Origin of the sequence: Alteromonas sp. 07-89-2, from assembly GCF_013113925.1 — a bacterium.
GTDB lineage: Bacteria > Pseudomonadota > Gammaproteobacteria > Enterobacterales > Alteromonadaceae > Alteromonas > Alteromonas macleodii.
In genome coordinates this window covers 17860-36084 of the sequence record NZ_VTYM01000027.1, presented here as the reverse complement: position 1 = coordinate 36084, position 18225 = coordinate 17860, and the positions used below count along the sequence as shown (strand labels likewise).

The 18225-nt window shown below is 45.1% G+C and carries 13 protein-coding genes; 8 read left to right on the top strand and 5 right to left on the bottom strand.

What is annotated here, in order from left to right; all coding sequences use genetic code 11:
• Positions 1–5: 5 nt before the first annotated feature.
• The 7 genes from epd to F0261_RS16440 all read left to right on the top strand — a co-directional run bounded on the left by epd (position 6) and on the right by F0261_RS16440 (position 9990).
• Positions 6–1016: an erythrose-4-phosphate dehydrogenase gene (epd, locus tag F0261_RS16470; protein WP_014948384.1), complete on the top strand. Its 1011-nt coding sequence runs from the start codon at positions 6–8 to the stop codon at positions 1014–1016.
• Positions 1017–1132: 116 nt separating this feature from the next.
• Positions 1133–2308 (top strand): phosphoglycerate kinase, encoded by a 1176-nt coding sequence (locus tag F0261_RS16465; protein ID WP_014975742.1) that lies wholly within the window; start codon positions 1133–1135, stop codon positions 2306–2308.
• Between the two features lie 301 nt (positions 2309–2609).
• The gene (locus tag F0261_RS16460; protein ID WP_171338480.1) at positions 2610–3509 is read left to right on the top strand and encodes a fructose bisphosphate aldolase; all 900 of its coding nucleotides are present in this window, start codon (positions 2610–2612) and stop codon (positions 3507–3509) included.
• 222 nt (positions 3510–3731) lie between these two features.
• Positions 3732–4046, top strand: a complete 315-nt coding sequence (locus F0261_RS16455) for a hypothetical protein (protein WP_232306460.1) — start codon at positions 3732–3734, stop codon at positions 4044–4046.
• A gap of 195 nt (positions 4047–4241) precedes the next feature.
• Complete coding sequence (locus F0261_RS16450; RefSeq protein WP_171338479.1) at positions 4242–5327, top strand: efflux RND transporter periplasmic adaptor subunit; 1086 nt, start codon at positions 4242–4244, stop codon at positions 5325–5327.
• A 9-nt stretch (positions 5328–5336) separates the two neighbouring features.
• The gene (locus F0261_RS16445; protein ID WP_171338478.1) at positions 5337–8522 is read left to right on the top strand and encodes an efflux RND transporter permease subunit; all 3186 of its coding nucleotides are present in this window, start codon (positions 5337–5339) and stop codon (positions 8520–8522) included.
• On the top strand, positions 8512–9990 hold the full coding sequence (locus tag F0261_RS16440; RefSeq protein ID WP_171338477.1) for a TolC family protein: 1479 nt from the start codon (positions 8512–8514) through the stop codon (positions 9988–9990). Before F0261_RS16445 ends, F0261_RS16440 begins: the two co-directional genes overlap by 11 nt.
• Positions 9991–10096: 106 nt before the next feature.
• Here F0261_RS16440 and F0261_RS16435 read toward each other — a convergent pair whose 3' ends face one another.
• Positions 10097–10546, bottom strand: a complete 450-nt coding sequence (locus F0261_RS16435) for a hypothetical protein (protein WP_171338476.1) — start codon at positions 10544–10546, stop codon at positions 10097–10099.
• A 233-nt stretch (positions 10547–10779) separates the two neighbouring features.
• Between F0261_RS16435 and F0261_RS16430 the strand changes: the two genes are divergently transcribed.
• On the top strand, positions 10780–12906 hold the full coding sequence (locus F0261_RS16430) for a S9 family peptidase (RefSeq protein ID WP_171338475.1): 2127 nt from the start codon (positions 10780–10782) through the stop codon (positions 12904–12906).
• A gap of 24 nt (positions 12907–12930) precedes the next feature.
• Here F0261_RS16430 and F0261_RS16425 read toward each other — a convergent pair whose 3' ends face one another.
• The 4 genes from F0261_RS16425 to F0261_RS16410 form a co-directional block, all read right to left on the bottom strand.
• Positions 12931–13698: a transporter substrate-binding domain-containing protein gene (locus F0261_RS16425; protein ID WP_171338474.1), complete on the bottom strand. Its 768-nt coding sequence runs from the start codon at positions 13696–13698 to the stop codon at positions 12931–12933.
• A gap of 149 nt (positions 13699–13847) precedes the next feature.
• Positions 13848–15410: an exopolyphosphatase gene (ppx, locus tag F0261_RS16420; protein ID WP_171338473.1), complete on the bottom strand. Its 1563-nt coding sequence runs from the start codon at positions 15408–15410 to the stop codon at positions 13848–13850.
• Between the two features lie 16 nt (positions 15411–15426).
• Positions 15427–17499 carry a polyphosphate kinase 1 gene (ppk1, locus tag F0261_RS16415; protein ID WP_014948398.1) on the bottom strand — a complete coding sequence of 691 codons (2073 nt, stop codon included), beginning with the start codon at positions 17497–17499 and terminating at the stop codon, positions 15427–15429.
• A 187-nt stretch (positions 17500–17686) separates the two neighbouring features.
• Complete coding sequence (locus F0261_RS16410; protein ID WP_014975755.1) at positions 17687–18193, bottom strand: glycine cleavage system protein R; 507 nt, start codon at positions 18191–18193, stop codon at positions 17687–17689.
• Between the last annotated feature and the right edge of the window lie 32 nt (positions 18194–18225).

Here is an 18225-nt window from a genome sequence, read left to right as displayed (position 1 = left end):
AGCCTATGGTAAATATTGCCATAAATGGGTTTGGTCGTATTGGTCGTAACGTGTTGCGCGCGCTGTATGAAAGTGGGCGCAACAACGAATTTAACGTGGTGGCCATTAACGACATTGCTAAACCCGAAGGCATAGCACATTTACTTAAATACGATACCGCCCACGGGCGGTTCCGTTTTGATGTGGCCTTAGAAAATAACACGCTAAATGTCGCGGGCGACGATATTACACTGCTCGCGATAAGCGATATTAAAGACCTACCCTGGAAAGACTTGGGCGTTGATATTGTGCTTGAGTGTACGGGCAAGTTTGATGACAGAGCATCGGGGCAAGCACATTTAGATGCCGGCGCTGGCAAAGTGCTTTTCTCGTCACCCGGGTCACCAGATTTAGACAATACGGTCATTTTCGGAACCAATGAAGACACGTTGACCAGTGAACAAAAATTAGTCTCCAACGGCTCTTGCACCACAAACTGCATTGTTCCTGTTATCCAAGCGCTAGACGCTGCGTTCGGTGTTGAAAGTGGTACGATCACAACCATTCACGCGTCTATGCATGACCAGCAAGTTATCGACGCCTATCACGAAGATTTGCGCAGAACCCGTGCTGCAAGTCAGTCGATTATTCCCGTTGATACCCGACTTGCTGCCGGTATAGAGCGCATTCTGCCTAAGTTTGCGGGAAAATTTGAAGCCATTGCGGTTCGAGTGCCAACTATCAATGTTACTGCCATGGATTTAAGTGTAACGCTTCAATCTAAGGTAACGATTGAGCAAGTGAACCAAGCCCTTCGCAATGCAAAAGCGGGGCGTTTACAGGGCATTTTGGACTACACCGAAGAGCCTTTGGTGTCGGTAGATTTCAATCACGACCCTCACTCGTGTATTGTAGATGGCACACAAACAAGAGTCAGTCACAAACAACTGGTTAAAACACTAGTATGGTGTGACAACGAATGGGGTTTTGCAAACCGTATGCTCGATACCGCAAAAGTGATGTTCGACGCAAAATAAAGCATTGATGCTGCCAAGGGTTGGTAGCACCAGCCCGCGCAGCTTTCACAGTTAATTTGAGCGTGTCTTACCTTCAAAACTCGCTCTACTGAATTTAAATTAACATAGGAAAGACGATGGCAATTCCAAGCATGAGCGATATGGCCCTAAAAGGTCAGCGCGTATTAATTAGACAAGATTTAAACGTGCCGGTAAAAGACGGCAAAGTAACTTCTGATGCGCGTATCAAAGCATCAATCCCTACGATTAAAGCAGCCCTAGACGCAGGTGCGGCAGTTATGGTGATGTCTCACCTTGGTCGTCCTACTGAAGGCGAGCCTGCAGACGAATTCTCTCTTCAACCTGTTGTTGATTATCTTAATGACGCCCTAGACGTACCAGTTAAGCTTGTAAAAGATTACTTAGATGGCGTGGAGCTTGCAGACGGCGAATTAGTTATCCTTGAAAACGTACGTTTTAATAACGGCGAAAAGAAGGACGACGAAACGTTAGCAAAACAGTACGCAGCACTTTGCGATATCTTTGTTATGGATGCGTTCGGTACTGCTCACCGCGCACAAGCGTCTACTCATGGCGTTGCTAAATTTGCACCAAAAGCCTGTGCTGGCCCATTACTTGCTGCAGAATTAGACGCACTTGGCAAAGCGCTAGACAACCCTAAGCGTCCAATGGTTGCTATTGTGGGTGGCTCTAAAGTGTCTACCAAGTTGACCGTGTTAAAAACATTGGCTGAAAAAGTTGACCAGCTGATTGTTGGTGGCGGTATTGCCAACACTTTCATTGCTGCTCAAGGCCATAATGTAGGTAAGTCACTAGTAGAGATGGACCTTACCGAGCAAGCCACGCAGCTTATGAATGAAGCACAGGCGAATGGCGGTAATATTCCAGTACCTACAGATGTGGTCGTGGGCAAAGCGTTTGATGAGAATACCGAAGCGACGCTAAAAGTAGTCAGTGACGTTGCCGACGACGATATGATTTTTGATATTGGTCCAGACTCTTCAAAGGCGTTAGAGGACATTATCAAGAACGCGGGAACCATTGTATGGAATGGCCCTGTAGGCGTATTTGAATTTGAACAGTTCAGTGCTGGAACAAAAGCGCTGTCTGAAGCGATTGCGGCAAGCGACGCATTCTCAATCGCAGGTGGTGGTGATACACTAGCAGCAGTTGATAAATACGGGATTGCCGATAAGGTCTCTTATATTTCAACAGGTGGTGGCGCGTTCCTAGAATTCTTGGAAGGCAAAACACTACCAGCGGTAGCAGTACTAGAAGAAAAAAATAAATAAGCCTGGGCGTTGCATGAAAACGCAGCGTTTTAAAGCTCTAGATAGCTAAGGCCTAGTACAAACGTTACCCCATAAGTGTCACGCTCAGTAACAGCATTTTTGAGCGTGACCTTTTAATCGGAAACGATTACACCTGCGAAACAGTGAAGTACGCAGGCATAAATACCAACTTTATTACAGATGTGTTTACTTAAGGTGCTGGCATGCTGCGTCTGAGACAAACAGATCTTTAATAGAATTGGTATAACAATAAACCCTACACCTGTCTATTAAGGCAGTAATATACAAAAGGAGTGTTGCAATGGCATCACAAGCTCAGCAGGCAATGCTGGATAAACTGAAGACGCAAACCGGTTTTATTGCAGCGTTAGATCAAAGCGGCGGTAGTACCCCTAAAGCGTTGCGCTTATATGGCATCGAAGAGTCAGAGTACAGCTCAGACGAAGAGATGTTTAATCTTGTTCACGAAATGCGTACACGCATTATCACCAGCACCCCTTTTAGCGGCGAGCGCGTTCTTGGCGCAATCTTGTTTGAAAACACCCTTGATAGAGAAATTGAAGGCATGTCTTCTGCACACTACCTGTGGCAGAAAAAGCGTGTTATTCCTTTCTTAAAGGTAGATAAAGGACTAGCTGAAGAAAGCAATGGCGTTCAAGTAATGAAGCCAATGCCTGGTCTTGATGCACTGCTAGCTAAAGCGGTAGCGCAAGACGTGTTTGGCACTAAGATGCGAAGTGTTGTTAAGCTTGCGAATCACCAAGGTATTAAAGATGTTGTTGCTCAGCAATTTGAAGTGGGTAAACAAATCTTAGCCGCAGGCCTTGTTCCGATTATCGAGCCAGAAGTAGACATCCACAGCCCACAAAAAGCGGAAGCTGAAGCTCTTCTTAAATTAGAGATCCTAACGCAGCTAAACCTTCTAAACGAAGGCCAGGAAGTTATGCTCAAGCTAACGCTTCCAACAGAAGCTAATTTCTACAAAGAGCTTGTCGATCACCCTCGCGTGCTTAAGGTTGTAGCGCTTTCTGGCGGCTATAGCCGTGAAGAAGCAAATGCGAAACTGGCAGAAAACCAAGGTATGATTGCGAGTTTCTCTCGAGCATTGACCGAAGGCGTTTCTGCAAAGCAGTCTCAAGAAGAGTTCGAGGCAACGCTAGATACTGCAATTGAAGGTATCTACCAAGCGTCTAAAGCTTAATTCTCTCCTTTTAAATTGATTGTAAAGAGCGCCTAATGGCGCTCTTTTTCGTTGTGCGGTTTTGTCACTTCTTATTCCATTCCGCTTTTGTCGATTCTGAAAACGTGCAATCGCTTATTGCCTGCGTTTACTAGCAAGAATGTTTCTTGTAAAAGCGTAATCGCCTGTGTAGCATAACGCCGCAATTTTCCTTATATAATTGAATTTCTGGAATAATCATCGGTGAATAATCATCAGTACATGAAGCAGTACACCATATACGCATTAATTGCGTTGTTGTTTACTTGCTTATCTGGACTTAAACAGGATTACAAGCCGATCACGTTCAAGCATCATTTTGATGCTTCCATCTCAGAATATTCATTTGAATTTGATACTGAGGAAAGTGCGCCGGAAGAGCCCGTCCCGCCACAAAATGTTGTGCTGGATTACCTTGCGGACTCCTTCACTGAAACCGCAAAGCCACGTCCGCGCTGGCATTTCAAAACATCCCTTAACTACGCAACGCCGTTAACCCGAGCGCCGCCTATTGCTTAGTTTTTTAGGGTTAGCGGTTATTGGCTACCTAAAAAACAAGTTAATTCGATATTCCTAACAACGCACCAGCGCTTTGCTGGATGTTTTTGCGTGCTTAATTATCAGCGGTGAACCTATTTGCTGAAAGCGCGCTAGTGGCATGCTGTCTTTTTATAAGGCATGTCACGATTAGCCTTTTTATTACGAATTTACATTATGAGCAAAAAAGCACTTCTTGCAGTAAGCATTGTTTCCGCACTTTTAGGTGGCTGTGGACATGAAGAACATGCTGCGCATCACGAAAAACTTCAATTCAACGTTACTCATCCTATCGTACAAGACACAACGCTGGTAAAAGAGTACGTCAGTCAGATACGTGCCATTCAACATATTGAAGTTAGAGCTATGGAAAAAGGCTATCTTCAATCGACCTTTGTTGATGAGGGACAAACGGTAGAACGTGGTCAGCCCATGTTCAAAATAATGCCGAACGTATACGAAGCTGAACTACACCGCGCTGAAGCCGAAGCTAAAGCGGTCGAGATGGAGTACAAAAATACAAAGTCGCTTGTTGAACAAAACATTGTTTCTCCTAACGAACTTGCCGTCATAGAAGCACAGCTTCAAAAAGCTCAGGCTGAAGTTGAACTGGCAAAAACTCACTTAGCATTCACAGATATCAAAGCGCCGTTCACAGGCAAAATGGACCGACTGGAAGCTCGAACGGGAAGTTTGCTTGATGAGGGCGAACTGCTCACCACATTGTCTGATATCAGCACAATGTGGGTGTATTTCAATGTGCCTGAATCAGAGTATTTAAAGTACGCGCAGAACAGCGCATCAAATGATCAAACGTCAGTGCGATTAAAGCTTGCCGATGGCAGTATTTACGCGCATCAAGGCGTGATAGATGCCATTGAAGCTGATTTTGATAATCATACCGGTACCATTGAAATGCGTGCGTCTTTCCCTAACCCAGACCAACTGCTAAGACATGGGCAAACCGGTAATGTCATGGTGGATATTGCCTATCCGGGTGCTTTAGTTATTCCTCAGAAAGCCACATTCGAAATTCTCGATCAAAGCTTTGTATATGTGCTGGATAGCGAGAACAAGTTAGCAACCCGCCACATTAACATCGCTGCAGAACTACCTAACATCTATCTGGTTTCAGACGGACTAGCGCCGGACGACACTATTTTGATTGAAGGACTGCGAAGAGTTTCGAACGGCGATGAGATAGAGCCTGAACTTATTTCAGCCAGTGACACATTAGCTGAACTGTCACTGCACGCAGAATAAGGGGGCGCTATGTTTGGAGTTTTTATTAAACGTCCAGTGATGGCCATCATGCTATCGCTGATGATTATATTTTTGGGCGTGTTGTCGGTGTTTAGCCTACCCACGTCACAGTTTCCAGATATTGCTCCGCCGCGAGTGCTTATTTCTCTGGCATATCCCGGTTCGAGCGCTGATGTATTGGTGAAGTCATCGCTGGTTACCATTGAGCGTTCAATCAACGGTGTGCCGGGCATGAAGTACATCGTGTCTGATGCGACCAGCGCGGGTGAAGCCACCATTCAAGTTATCTTCGATTTAGATGTAGATCCGAATCAGGCGCTCATTAATGTGAAAACGCGGCTTGACCAGATCATGAACCGGCTGCCCCAGCTCGTGCAGTTAGAAGGGGTGGTACTAGAGCGGGTTCAGCCTAGCATGTTGATGTACATAAACGTTTATAGCACGGACGAAACGGCTGATGAAAAGTTTCTGTACAACTATTCCAATATCAACCTTATCCCAGAGATACAGCGGGTAAACGGTATTGCCAGTGCAAAAATATTGGGAAGTCGCCAGTACGCCATGCGAATTTGGTTAAAGCCTGATCGCATGCGTGCTTACAATGTTTCTGTAGATGAGATCATGGAATCGATAGACGAGCAAAGCTTGATTGGACGCCCTGGACGACTTGGCAGAAGCTCAGGCATTACTGCTCAGTCCAAAGAATACGTGCTTATTTACGAAGGACGTTACGACGAGCCTGAAGAATATAAAAATATCATTATTCGCGCCGATTCCGACGGTCGCTTGCTCAAATTAGGTGATATTGCCGACGTTGAGTTAAGTAGTGAATTTTTCGATATTTATTCAAACAAAGACGGATATCCTTCCGCTGCCATAGTACTTAAGCAGAACTACGGAAGCAGTGCCAACGAGGTTATTTCTCAGGTGAAAGCCACTATGGCTGAACTAGAAAAAACGTTTCCAGAAGGCATGAAGTACGAAATCAACTACGATGTTTCCAAGTTTCTAGATGCCTCTATTGAACAAGTGCTGCATACCTTGTTTGAAGCCTTTATTTTGGTTTCCTTGGTGGTGTTCATCTTTCTGGGTGACTGGCGCTCCACACTTATCCCGCTTCTTGCTGTGCCGGTTTCAATGGTAGGGACGTTTTTCTGCATGCAGGCCACAGGGGTGAACATAAATCTTATTACTCTGTTCGCTCTCGTATTAGCGATAGGGATTGTGGTAGATAACGCTATTGTTATCGTGGAGGCCGTTCACGCGAAAATGGAAGAGAGCAGCAGCCTAACCCCTTATATGGCGACCCAACAAGTACTGGGCGAAATGGGGGGAGCTATTATCGCGATTACACTGGTGATGACGGCGGTTTTTGTGCCCCTTATTTTTATGACGGGCCCGGTAGGTGTCTTCTATCGCCAGTTCTCTATTACCATGTCATCGTCAATTATCATCTCGTGTATTGTGGCGCTTTCATTAACGCCAGTGCTGTGTGCAATGTTGCTTAAAAACCCTCATTCACACACAAGAAAAGCAACGCCATTAAGCAAGTTTATTGATGGGTTTAACTATTATTTCAATAAGTTAACCGGTCGTTATACAGGCATTATCAAAGCTATCGTTACACGCCGCAGTGTTACTGTAGTGCTGCTTGCGGGCTTTGTGGTAAGTACCTTTGGCATTAATCAGGCATTACCTACAGGCTTTATTCCCGGTGAAGACCAAGGGCAAATCTATGCCATTATTCAAACACCGCCAGGTAGTACCCTTGAAGCGACGAATACAGTAGCGCGAGAGCTGCAAAGCTTGGCGCTGGACGTTGAAGGCGTCTCCTCGGTGTCCTCGCTTGCTGGCTATGAAATCCTTACGGAAGGTCGAGGTTCAAATGCTGGTACCTGCTTGATTAACCTTGAAGATTGGGCTAATCGCGAACAGTCGGTACGTGACATTATTGAAGAACTAGAAGCCAAAACACACCACTTAGGTGCAGTGATTGAGTATTTCGAACCGCCTGTTGTGCCGGGTTATGGCGCGTCGTCGGGGTTATCATTTCGTTTACTTGATAAAACCAACACGACCGACTATCAAGAGTTCGACCAAATCAACAAAGCCTTCATGGAAGAGCTTGGTAAACGTGATGAGCTAAAAGGTTTATTCACGTTTTATGCTGCCGATTATCCTCAATATAAAATTGAGATAGATAACCAAGCTGCAATGCAGAAAGGGGTATCTATTGGCGCGGCCATGGAGAATTTGAATATTCTTATTGGTAGTACTTACGAGCAAGGCTTCACGCGCTTTAATAACTTCTTCAAAGTGTACACACAAAGTGCACCGGAATATCGTCGTTATCCCAGTGACTTATTGGATTACTACGTGAAAAACGAAGAGGGTGAAATGGTGCCTTACTCGGCCTTTATGAAGCTGATTAAAACCCAAGGCCCTAATGAAATTACACGCTACAACCTTTATACCTCGGCAGCAATTCGTGCAGAGCCTGCAGCAGGGTATACCTCGGCGCAAGCGATAAAAGCAGTTGAGGAAGTAGCGGCTGCAACCCTGCCAAAAGGATATGACATAGGTTGGGAAGGCCTGTCATTTGACGAGGCTAAACGAGGCAATGAAGCCATCGTTATCTTTGCTGTAGTATTGTTGTTTGTATATATCGTGCTGGCATCACAATACGAAAGTCTGCTTCTACCTTTTGCAGTCATTCTTTCACTACCTACCGGTATTCTCGGCTCATTCCTGTTTCTCAAAGGAATGGGGCTGGCCAACGACGTTTATGCGCAGCTTGGCTTAGTTATGCTGGTTGGGTTACTCGGCAAAAATGCCGTGCTTATTGTGGAATACGCAGTGCAAAAAAATCAGCAGGGCTTATCGATTGCTGACGCAGCTGTTGAAGCGGCCAAACAGCGCTTTCGTCCAATCTTAATGACATCGTTCTCGTTTGTAGCAGGGCTAATTCCGCTTGTTATTGCAACGGGGGCAGGCGCAGTGGGAAATAGAACTATTGGTGCTTCTGCCTTAGGCGGTACTTTGTTCGGCACTATTTTTGGTGTGCTGGTTATTCCTGGGCTTTACTACTTGTTCGCCAAACTTGAAGAAGGTAAGTCATTAATCAAAAACGAAGATCATGTCCCTCTTACTGAAACTTACCACTATAACGATGAGGTGCTAAGCGATGACAAATAAAAAGCGATTTACCTATAAGCCGCTGTGGTTAGCGCTTAGTAGTGCGTTGTTAGTACAGGCATGTGCCATTCCTACCATTGAAACGCGAAACCCTAAACTAGATTTGCCAGAGCAGTTTAACGCGAGAGTTTCGCAAATGGATACTCAGGCTGGTCAAGGGATTAACCAGAGTACACAAGCAAATATTCGATGGAGTGAGTGGTTTAACGACCCTACGCTTTCTGCGCTGGTGGATACGGCGGTTAAGAACAACCAAGAGGTGTCTATATTAATTCAACGCATCAATATGGCGTCGAATGAAGTGTATGCACGGGAAGGGGAATATTTGCCTCGACTCTCTGCGGGGGTAGCCGCTGAAACCGAAAAGGTAGGCGAATATACCCGGGAAGGCGCAGTAGAAGAACAGTTAAATATCAAGGAGGATAAAGAATTTCCCGACCCGCTGGCAAACTTAAAGCTAGGCCTTAATGCATCGTGGGAAATTGACGTTTGGCATAAGCTGAGAGATGCGTCTAAAGTGGCCTCGCTTGAATACTTGGCGTCGATTGAAAGTAAGAACTTTTTCGTTACCCAGTTAGTATCTGAAGTTGCGCGTACTTACTATGAACTGCTGGCGCTAGATAACAAGCTAGAGAATCTTGACTCAACCATTTCGCTACAGCGCAATGTTATTCACACTATTAATGCGTTGAAAGAATACGGGCGGGCGTCATCGCTACCCGTTGCGCGCTTTAACGCGGAAGTGAAGAAAAACGAGAGCGAGCGTTACTTGATTGAGCAGGAAATTCTAGAGAAAGAGAACACGCTCAATCTGTTATTAGGACGCACTCCACAGCCCATTCAAAGGGACAGTAACGTGTTGCTCAGCGCCGAGCTAAAAAGCCCGCAGGTGGGTGTACCCTCTACGTTATTAGACAATCGCCCGGATATAAAACAAGCTGCACTCACGCTCCAAGCAGCAGAGTTAAATATCGATGTGGCTAGAGCCAACTTCTACCCTTCTTTTGAGCTAAAAGCAGGGGTAGGTTTATCGGCGTTTGATAGTCGTTACTTGTTTAATGTGCCTGAGTCATTGGCATATTCCTTATCTGGTGATGTTTTTGCGCCATTAATAAACCGCAGGGCGATTGAGGCGGTTTATCAAAATGCCAGCGCCGAACAAATTGAAGCGGCTTACGAATATGAACTGACCGTTTTAACGGCGGTAGCTGAAGTAACAAACAGTTTATCGAAGCTTGATAATTTGGAGAAAAGTGCTGAAGCACGGCGTCATCAAATTGCTTCACTCGAACAGTCGATTGATATTGCCAATAGGCTTTTTTCGTCAGCTCATGGTGAATATTTAGAGGTGCTGCTTGCGCAACGAGAAGCACTGGAAGCGCGTAGCGAGTTTATAGAAACTCGTCAGCAGCAAATGGCCGCACTGGTCGATTTGTATCAGGCACTCGGAGGCGGATGGCAGTCTTAAAATAAAAAGGAGAGCGCTCGCTCTCCTTTTTTTCGCCTTTATCAAAAGCTGGCGGTGAATTTCAGACTCAACGTGTGACAAAAGCAGAACGCATGCGTGTTAAATGTTAACGCGTAAAGTTAAAGCGGGCAAAAAAGCGCTCAGCTTCGTCAGTATCAAAATCATAGCCATTATTCGTCATCGCTTCCAAAGCATCTTCTACCGTTTCGTAAAAGCCATAAGGAACCTCGGCAGCGTCGTAGCACTGAGAAATCTGATGCTTAGTTGTCAGCATAATGTCGGTATCTAATATCACCACGGCAAGAAACGACAGGCCGCGGGTTTTTCTTACCCGAGTTTGTTTTACAAAAATATCAAAGGTGGAAGGGGGCATCAGGCTTTCACCGTAAAGACAGCTTACTTGTGCCCACTTGGTGCCTTGTTCAAATTTTGAAATGTCAGAAGACATCTTAACTACGCCATTTCTCATGGTTTCGTCATTCCACGGTCCGCGCGCTGAGAAGAGCAGCAACTGACCGCTTACGCTACATTCAAACTCGCCGTGTGGATTATTCATGGGCATTACCTCTAAGCCTTATATAGAAGTTAGCACTTTACCGCTATCACGCAACTAACCATTCGGCTAAAGCCAACGCCCCTGTGTACTGCGCTTAATCGCCTAGCGATGTCGCTCAACGTTTAATCTTTATTGGCTGAATATATTCAGTAATATGGAGACGATAAATGCATCACTACAACGTGATCACCCCATAAAAAGAACGGATAAGAACAAATAGATTAAGGTGAGATATGTCTTTTACGAGAAATCACAGGTACCCGTCAGTCAAAAAACGGTTTGCTATATGGGCTGCACTATTTAGCGCTAGCACGCTAGCTATGCCAGCCACAGCGCTTGCAAGCAATGAGAGAGAATCTCTTACTACCGACTCTGAACGCTATTTTAAATCGGAAGATATTTTTAATTTGGAATACGTGAGCGAAGTTCAGGTGTCGCCAAACGGTAAATATGTTGCATATGTGCGCCGTTCAAACGACATTATGTCGGACAGCAGTCGAGCGAACGTATGGCTAGCGTCGGTTGATGGAAAGTCACACCGCCCCTTACTGTCGTCGAAAAAGAGTTACTATTCTATTCGCTGGTCACCAGACGGTAGCCGGTTGGCTTACCTTTCTAATGAAGAAGGTAAACCGCAATTGTATGTGCGTTGGATGGATACAGGGCAAACGGCACTCGTAACAAATGTCACCTCAAACCCAAGTAACATCACTTGGTCGCCAGATGGTAAGCACATTGCTTTCACTATGAGCGTTGATGCCAAGGAAAAGCCGCTAGACATTAAAATGCCTAAAAAGCCTGACGGTGCAAAGTGGTCTCCTAGCTTTCAATATATTACCAAAGCGCGCTATCAAGCCGATGGCCGAGGCATTCTTGAACCTGCTTACACCCATATTTTTATTGTTCCTGCTGACGGAGGCACAGCACGACAGCTTACTTCAGGGAACTATCACCACAATGGGCGCTTAAGTTTCTCTCCTGATAGCGACAAAATCTATTTCTCTGCCAACCGCAGTGACAATTGGGAGTATGAGCCTGTTGAGGGGGACATCTTTTCTGTGGATATGATGGGTAATATCGCACAGCTTACCAACGACAAAGGCCTTGAATCATCGCCTGTCGTATCGCCTGACGGAAAGCACATTGCTTACGCACGCCGCGATGATGAAAAAGTGATGTACAAAAATAGCTATTTATATGTGATGAAGAGCGATGGTACAGATGCTCAAAATTTAACAAAAGACATTGATAATTCAGTGTCTAACTTTCACTGGAAAGATAATAAGCACGTTTATTTTCAGCAGTCGGTTCGCGGTTTAGCGCAGGTGGATGTGGTATCGCTATCGGGCAGCGTAAAAGCCGTAGCTAAGGGGCTGGGCGGTACTACGTTAGGACGACCTTATGTGTTTGGCACTTATCACGCTGTTGATGATGTAGTGGCGTATACCAAAGGACGTACCGACCGCCCCGCTGATTTATATGTCACTACGCGAAACGAGCGACAGCTTACATCGCTCAACGAAGACGTTCTAGGTCATAAGCAACTTGGCGAAGTAAAAGAAATTGTCTATCCGTCTTCTATTGATGGCGAAGAAATCCAGGGGTGGTACATTCTGCCGCCAAACTATGACAGCTCGAAAACGTATCCGCTTATCTTAGAAATTCACGGCGGACCTAATCTCGCCTATGGCCCTGTTTTCACTGCTGAACTGCAGCGCATGGCTGCAGAGGGCTACGTGGTGTTTTATGATAATCACAGAGGCAGTACAGGTTATGGAGAACGCTTTGCATTGCTACTTCAAGGGAAATACAGTTCGGAATATGACTTCTCAGACCATATGTCGGGTGTAGATGCGCTTATTGAAAAAGGCATCGCTGATCCAGAGCGACTGTTTATTACTGGTGGTTCAGCAGGCGGCATTGCATCAGCCTATGCCATTGGCCTTACGAACCGATTTAAAGCAGCCGTAGTCGCTAAACCCGTTATCAACTGGTTATCGAAAGTGCTGACTGCCGATTCAGGTCTATATCAAATCCCTTTCCAATTTCCGGGTAAGCCTTGGGACAATGTAGAGCACTACTGGAAGCGCTCACCGCTATCGCTAGTAGGCAATGTAACGACCCCCACCATGCTGATCACGGGAGTGGAGGACAAGCGCACGCCAATGTCTGAGACCGAGCAGTTCTATCAAGCGTTAAAGATTCAAAAGGTTGATAGCGTGCTGGTAAAAGTACCTGGATCGCCGCACGGGATTGCTTCTAAGCCATCTAGAATGATTGGTAAAGTTGAAAATATCTTGGCGTGGTTTAAAAAATACGACAGCGTGCAGTCACAAAGTACGCAAGTTGAAGCTCAATAATTAGTGTGCTGAGACTAAGTGGGGCTAATGCGCCGACTCAATCGGTTCAAGGCCCCATTTTTTTAGTATTCGAGTATATTCGCCATTCGCTTTTAAAATCGAAAGCGCATGTTTAAGTGAGCTTACTTTGTCTTGCTCAGTCTTAAGGCCAGTGGCAACAAAAAGATCAGCACCCAATGCTTCGATAACATATTCGCTCGTTGCGTCGTTAGGGTTAAAGCCTGCGTCGCTGATTTCATACTTTCCTGTCTCAAAATTGGCTAATGCAAAGTCGATGCGCCCCATATACAAAAGCTTCCACAGTAGTGCTGGCTCAGCAACCAAAGCGAGGTTTTTATTTTCTTCAAAACCTTCTTGCTGCAAAAACGATGCTGAGCCATAGCCGCGTATTGAGCCTACTCGGAACTGCTTCGCGTCGTCTAAGGAATTGACGTGTGCTGTCTCTTTCTGCTTTAAGCGGATCAGCGAGGCTTGCATGTGATTTACTGATGAAATCCACTCAAATTCATCTTCCCTGTTCGGTGTTTTCAATAAAGATAGAAGTACCAGATTGGGATTATCGAGGGTTTCTTGTACTGCACGGGCCCACGGCATGTGTTCCAACGAACTGCTAAATGGCAGCAGAGGTTCTAGTGCGTTTGCGAGGTCTACGTTGACGCCTTGTGCTTTTCCATCCTTATTAATCCAGTAATAGGGTGGGGTGACCTCGGTTAGAAAGTAGACATGGTTGGACGATGCGAAGGCAAATGAACTTACAATCAGCAACAAAAAAATCCAGATACTACGAAACATAACTACTGTTAAGAACCTATAAAAAATAACATCAATTGGAGGTTTTAGATAAGGTAATGCTAATGCGTAGTATACCGGTTTTATAGGCAAATAATACTGATATTTGCCTATAAAATGTTCAATTTGAGGTGCTGATAGTCGGTACTTGCTTATTCTACCGCGGGATGTAATTGCTCGATATCAGGAACAACTGTGAGTTTTAAATCAAGCGCTTTCCAGTAGTGGCTTTCTCGTAGCAGGTCAGCTGAGATAATAGGTTTTTCATCTAACCAGCCATCGGGGAAGGTAATGGTCAGTTCGTTCTTTTCTACATTAACAACGAGGTCAGGTACAAAACCCTCTTGGCGTTTAATATTAAGCAGTACACCCAAACGCAGTAACGCGATTAAATGCTTAACCGACTGCTCATCGAAAAGATTAAATGCGGGCAATTCATTGGTTCGAATTTTCTTTCTATGGAATCGCACGAGCGTAGCTAGCAGTAATTGTTGTTCCTGCGTAAACCCAGGCATGTCCACATTACCAAGAATATAGGCGCTGTGTTTTTGTATGCCTCGAGAGTTAATTTGCATGCCGACTTCGTGAAGTAAAGCTGCCCAGCCGAGCATGCTTTTAAAGTCACGCCCTTTAAGTTTCCATGCTTTTTCAACATCGTTGAAAAGTGAAAGGGTTGTATTAAGCACCATAGTGGCTTGGGACGTATCTACATCGTAGCGGGTTGCCAAACTACTAGCGGTTCTGCCGCGAATATCAGCGTGATGAAGCTCATCTTCCATCTGATAAAGCACGCCTTCGCGCAAGGCGGCAGGCGAGTACATCAAGCCTTCAATCTCTAGGGCTTTGAAAACGGCGATAAGAATAGCGAGGCCGCCAGCAATAACCACACGACGATCTTCACTTAAATCTGGGTAGCTTAATTTGTCTATATGCCCTGCGCTTATGAATTGCTTCATTAAATTGCGCAAACTTTTAAGTGTCACCGGAATATCGTGGCCATTGGGTCTGTCTTGCTGACAAAGTATAAACAGCGAACGAATGGTACCAGACGTACCGATACACTGGACCCAGCCCAGTCTGCGATATTTATTATCTATTAACTCAAGCTCTTGCTGTGCAGCCGTGATAGCACGATCAAAGGCTTTTGGCTTTAGCTCACCGTCAGGGAAAAACCGTTTGGTATAGCTTACGCAGCCCATTTGAAGGCTGCGGCAAAGTAAAGGCGTAAAACCTTCGCCAATAACGAACTCAGTAGAGCCACCGCCTATATCAATAACCAGCTGTTGGCCGTCGGAGTGGTTAGTATGTGCAACGCCTGAATAAATAAGTCGCGCTTCTTCTACACCAGAAATGACTTCGATAGGGTAGGGAAGGATATCTTTTGCTGCGCTGATAAAATCGCGGGCGTTACGCGCTCTGCGCAACGTATGAGTGGCGACAATTCTCACGGAGTCGGGCTCAAAACCTTTAAGGCTCTCTGCTACTACTTTTAGCATAGCAAGCCCACGCTCCATCGCTTCATCAGACAAGATATCGTCGTCGTTGAGACCTTCGGCCAAGCGTACTTTTTGTTTAACTCTATGCAGAATCTGCACAGACCCAGCAACAATGCGTGCTACTACTAAGTGAAAACTATTTGAGCCAATGTCTAGTGCTGCGACTTTATTGACTTCGCGGGTTTCCACGTCATTAAAAACTGATTCGTGCTGGGTCATGTACTAATTTTCTATCCTACAAAGTGTCTTCTAGCTTCTTCAAATAGTCATAAATTTCTATCTGAGAACGAAGTTTTTTACGATTTCCCCTGCGAACGTACTTGTTGCTCTGATCCTTGTCAATCACTCGAGCCTTCAGGGTATCTTTAAATTGTAGCTCCATTATATCAACAATGCGCTGTTGAAGACCTTTATCATACACTGGACAACCTACTTCAATGCGGTTGTCCATGTTACGGGTCATCCAGTCAGCAGAAGAGATATACACTTTTCTATCGCCGCCACCTTCAAAAATCATCACGCGAGGGTGTTCGAGAAATCTATCAACAATAGAGATAATTTCGATGTTTTCGCTTATTCCTTTTATCCCCGGATTAAGTGAGCACATACCGCGCACTATACCGCGGATCTTAACCCCCGCCTGGCTAGCCCGGTACAAATCATCAATGAGTTCTTTATCAACAAGGTTGTTAATTTTGAAAGTGATTTGTGCCTTTTGGCCTTGGTTCAAATGCTGAATTTCTTGACGAATTAACGACTGAATTTTGGTTCTGGCGTTTAATGGCGATATTTGAAGATGCTGGAACTTGTAGCGTCGGTAAGGGTATTGAATAAGATCGAATACCGCCACGCCTTCATCGGCGAGTTCTTGATTACGGGTGAATAAGCTGTAGTCGGTATAAATCTTTGCTGTTTTCTCGTTGAAGTTACCCGTACCGAAATGCGCATAGTTCACCAAACTGCCCCGTTCTTCACGGGTCACAATACAAAGTTTAGAGTGAATTTTAAGAGTAGGCACGCCAAGTACAACGCGTATACCTGCATCAGTCATGCGCTTAGACCATTCGATATTTGCCTCTTCGTCAAAACGGGCGCGAAGTTCTACCACAACGGTTACTTTTTTGCCGTTGTCTACTGCGTCAATCAACGAGTTTACAATGCGTGAATTACTGGCAACACGATAAATATTAATACGTATGGTCTTAACATTCGGGTCGAAAGCCGCCTGACGCAAAAACTCGGTGAAGTGTAGGAAGCGATGGTACGGGTAGTATAGTAGTATGTCTCGTGCAGTAATGGCATCGAAAACGGTGTTGTACTTAGAGAATGCCTTGCTGTCGATAGCAGGCAGCGGCGTATGCTCTAAATATTCTCGACCCACATTAGGGAAGCCAATAAAGTCTTTAAAGTTACGATAGTGCCCAGCAGCGTGCATGGTATCTAGCTTCGTTATCTTAAGTCGCTTGCGCAAGTCAGATTTCATGTCCTCTGGCATGTTCGTGTCGTAGATAACACGCACAGGCTCAGCGATAAGGCGCTGCTTCATACTTTCAGACATCTTTTCAACGAAGCTTTCGTCAATTTCTTCGTTGATAGAATATTCCGCATCACGCGTCATTTTAAACGAGAATGCTTCAATTTCGTCGAACTTCACGAAACCGCGGAAAATGTCTTCGATACACAGCTGAATCATGTCATCGAGCATAATAATGCTCTTCTTCTTGCGGCTTTTTTGCGGTGGGATCAGCATAAAGCGCGACATTTCAGAGGTAGGAACCTGAATAACCGCAAATTTAGGATTGCGGTCCTTTCTTCTAAGCGCCACATATAAATACACTGAAGTACCGTTCAAACGGCTAAGTAGGTCGGTCTTCTTATCTATTAAAATAGGTGCAATGTGACGCAGTGCTTTGTTAACGAAGAAGTTGCGTACCCACTGCTTTTGATAATCGTCTAAATCGTCTTTTCGAAGAATATGTATGTTGTAGCGAGCTAGGGACTTAACCACATCCTTATGAATTTGGTCGAACTTTTCAGAAAGCTGGACTACCTTTTTCTGAATAAGCGCCATAAGAGCGGTTTGGCGTTCAGCTTCCTCTTCATTGCCGTCATTTTGCGCAATGGTAATTTGTCGTTTCACGTCAGCGGCGCGCACGCGATAAAACTCATCTAGGTTATTTGAGTAAATACCAAGAAAACGAATTCGCTCCACGGCGGGATTGTTTTTATCTGCGGCTTCTTGCAATACGCGTTCGTTAAATGCAAGCCAGCTTAATTCTTTGGGATAATATAAAACGTCGTTATCCATAATGTCTCAATTCACGTTCATAAAAATGGTCAAAGACTGCCATCAGTCAGTGACACTACTGTGACAACACGTATTCTGGTGCAAGTGCGCACGCATTGCGTTGTGGTTATTCCATTAACTTTCAATATGATGAGTTCGTAATTGTGATGCGCGGATAGTGTATGGCACCACAAATACGCACTTGTTTTTATCGCTTCGCGGTAATATCCACCACCAAATCGTTAGCCAACGACTCCAGCGAGTCTTGCAGTGCGCCGTCGTCAAAATCTTCTGGCACCGCAATTTCTGCTTTTGCTTTGAAAATCAGGCTGCCCCAGTTAGGCGCGCTTTCACAGTGTGAAGCAAAGGTGAGAATATTCAAATTGAACTGGTTTAAAACAGAGGTAAGCTCTTGGACAATACCGGTTTTGTCATTGCCCATTACATCAACCGTCAATTTGGTGGTGTTGTTATTTTCACTGCTAGCTACCGCTACAGATTGCACCGACAAATCTTTAATGGCGTCTAGCGCATCGATTAAGCCCTGTTTGTTCTCATCGGCAACATGTACTTCTACAAAACCGGTGAACATTCCCGCCATATGCGCAAAGCTCGACCCTTGCCAGTTGCCCTCATGTTTGTATACACACTTAGCCAGTGCGTCTACTAAACCCGGCTTGTCTTTACCCATAATGCTTATAACCAATGATTGCATACGATGCTCCTTATTGGGCGTGTAGAGAAAAA

Excerpts from the sequence above, each read along its gene's own strand:
- epd (WP_014948384.1), top strand. The coding sequence starts at position 6 with ATGGTAAATATTGCCATAAATGGGTTTGGTCGTATTGGTCGTAACGTG.
- F0261_RS16465 (WP_014975742.1), top strand. The coding sequence starts at position 1,133 with ATGGCAATTCCAAGCATGAGCGATATGGCCCTAAAAGGTCAGCGCGTA.
- F0261_RS16460 (WP_171338480.1), top strand. The coding sequence starts at position 2,610 with ATGGCATCACAAGCTCAGCAGGCAATGCTGGATAAACTGAAGACGCAA.
- F0261_RS16450 (WP_171338479.1), top strand. The coding sequence starts at position 4,242 with ATGAGCAAAAAAGCACTTCTTGCAGTAAGCATTGTTTCCGCACTTTTA.
- F0261_RS16445 (WP_171338478.1), top strand. The coding sequence starts at position 5,337 with ATGTTTGGAGTTTTTATTAAACGTCCAGTGATGGCCATCATGCTATCG.
- F0261_RS16440 (WP_171338477.1), top strand. The coding sequence starts at position 8,512 with ATGACAAATAAAAAGCGATTTACCTATAAGCCGCTGTGGTTAGCGCTT.
- F0261_RS16435 (WP_171338476.1), bottom strand. The coding sequence starts at position 10,546 with ATGAATAATCCACACGGCGAGTTTGAATGTAGCGTAAGCGGTCAGTTG.
- F0261_RS16430 (WP_171338475.1), top strand. The coding sequence starts at position 10,780 with ATGTCTTTTACGAGAAATCACAGGTACCCGTCAGTCAAAAAACGGTTT.
- F0261_RS16425 (WP_171338474.1), bottom strand. The coding sequence starts at position 13,698 with ATGTTTCGTAGTATCTGGATTTTTTTGTTGCTGATTGTAAGTTCATTT.
- ppx (WP_171338473.1), bottom strand. The coding sequence starts at position 15,410 with ATGACCCAGCACGAATCAGTTTTTAATGACGTGGAAACCCGCGAAGTC.
- ppk1 (WP_014948398.1), bottom strand. The coding sequence starts at position 17,499 with ATGGATAACGACGTTTTATATTATCCCAAAGAATTAAGCTGGCTTGCA.
- F0261_RS16410 (WP_014975755.1), bottom strand. The coding sequence starts at position 18,193 with ATGCAATCATTGGTTATAAGCATTATGGGTAAAGACAAGCCGGGTTTA.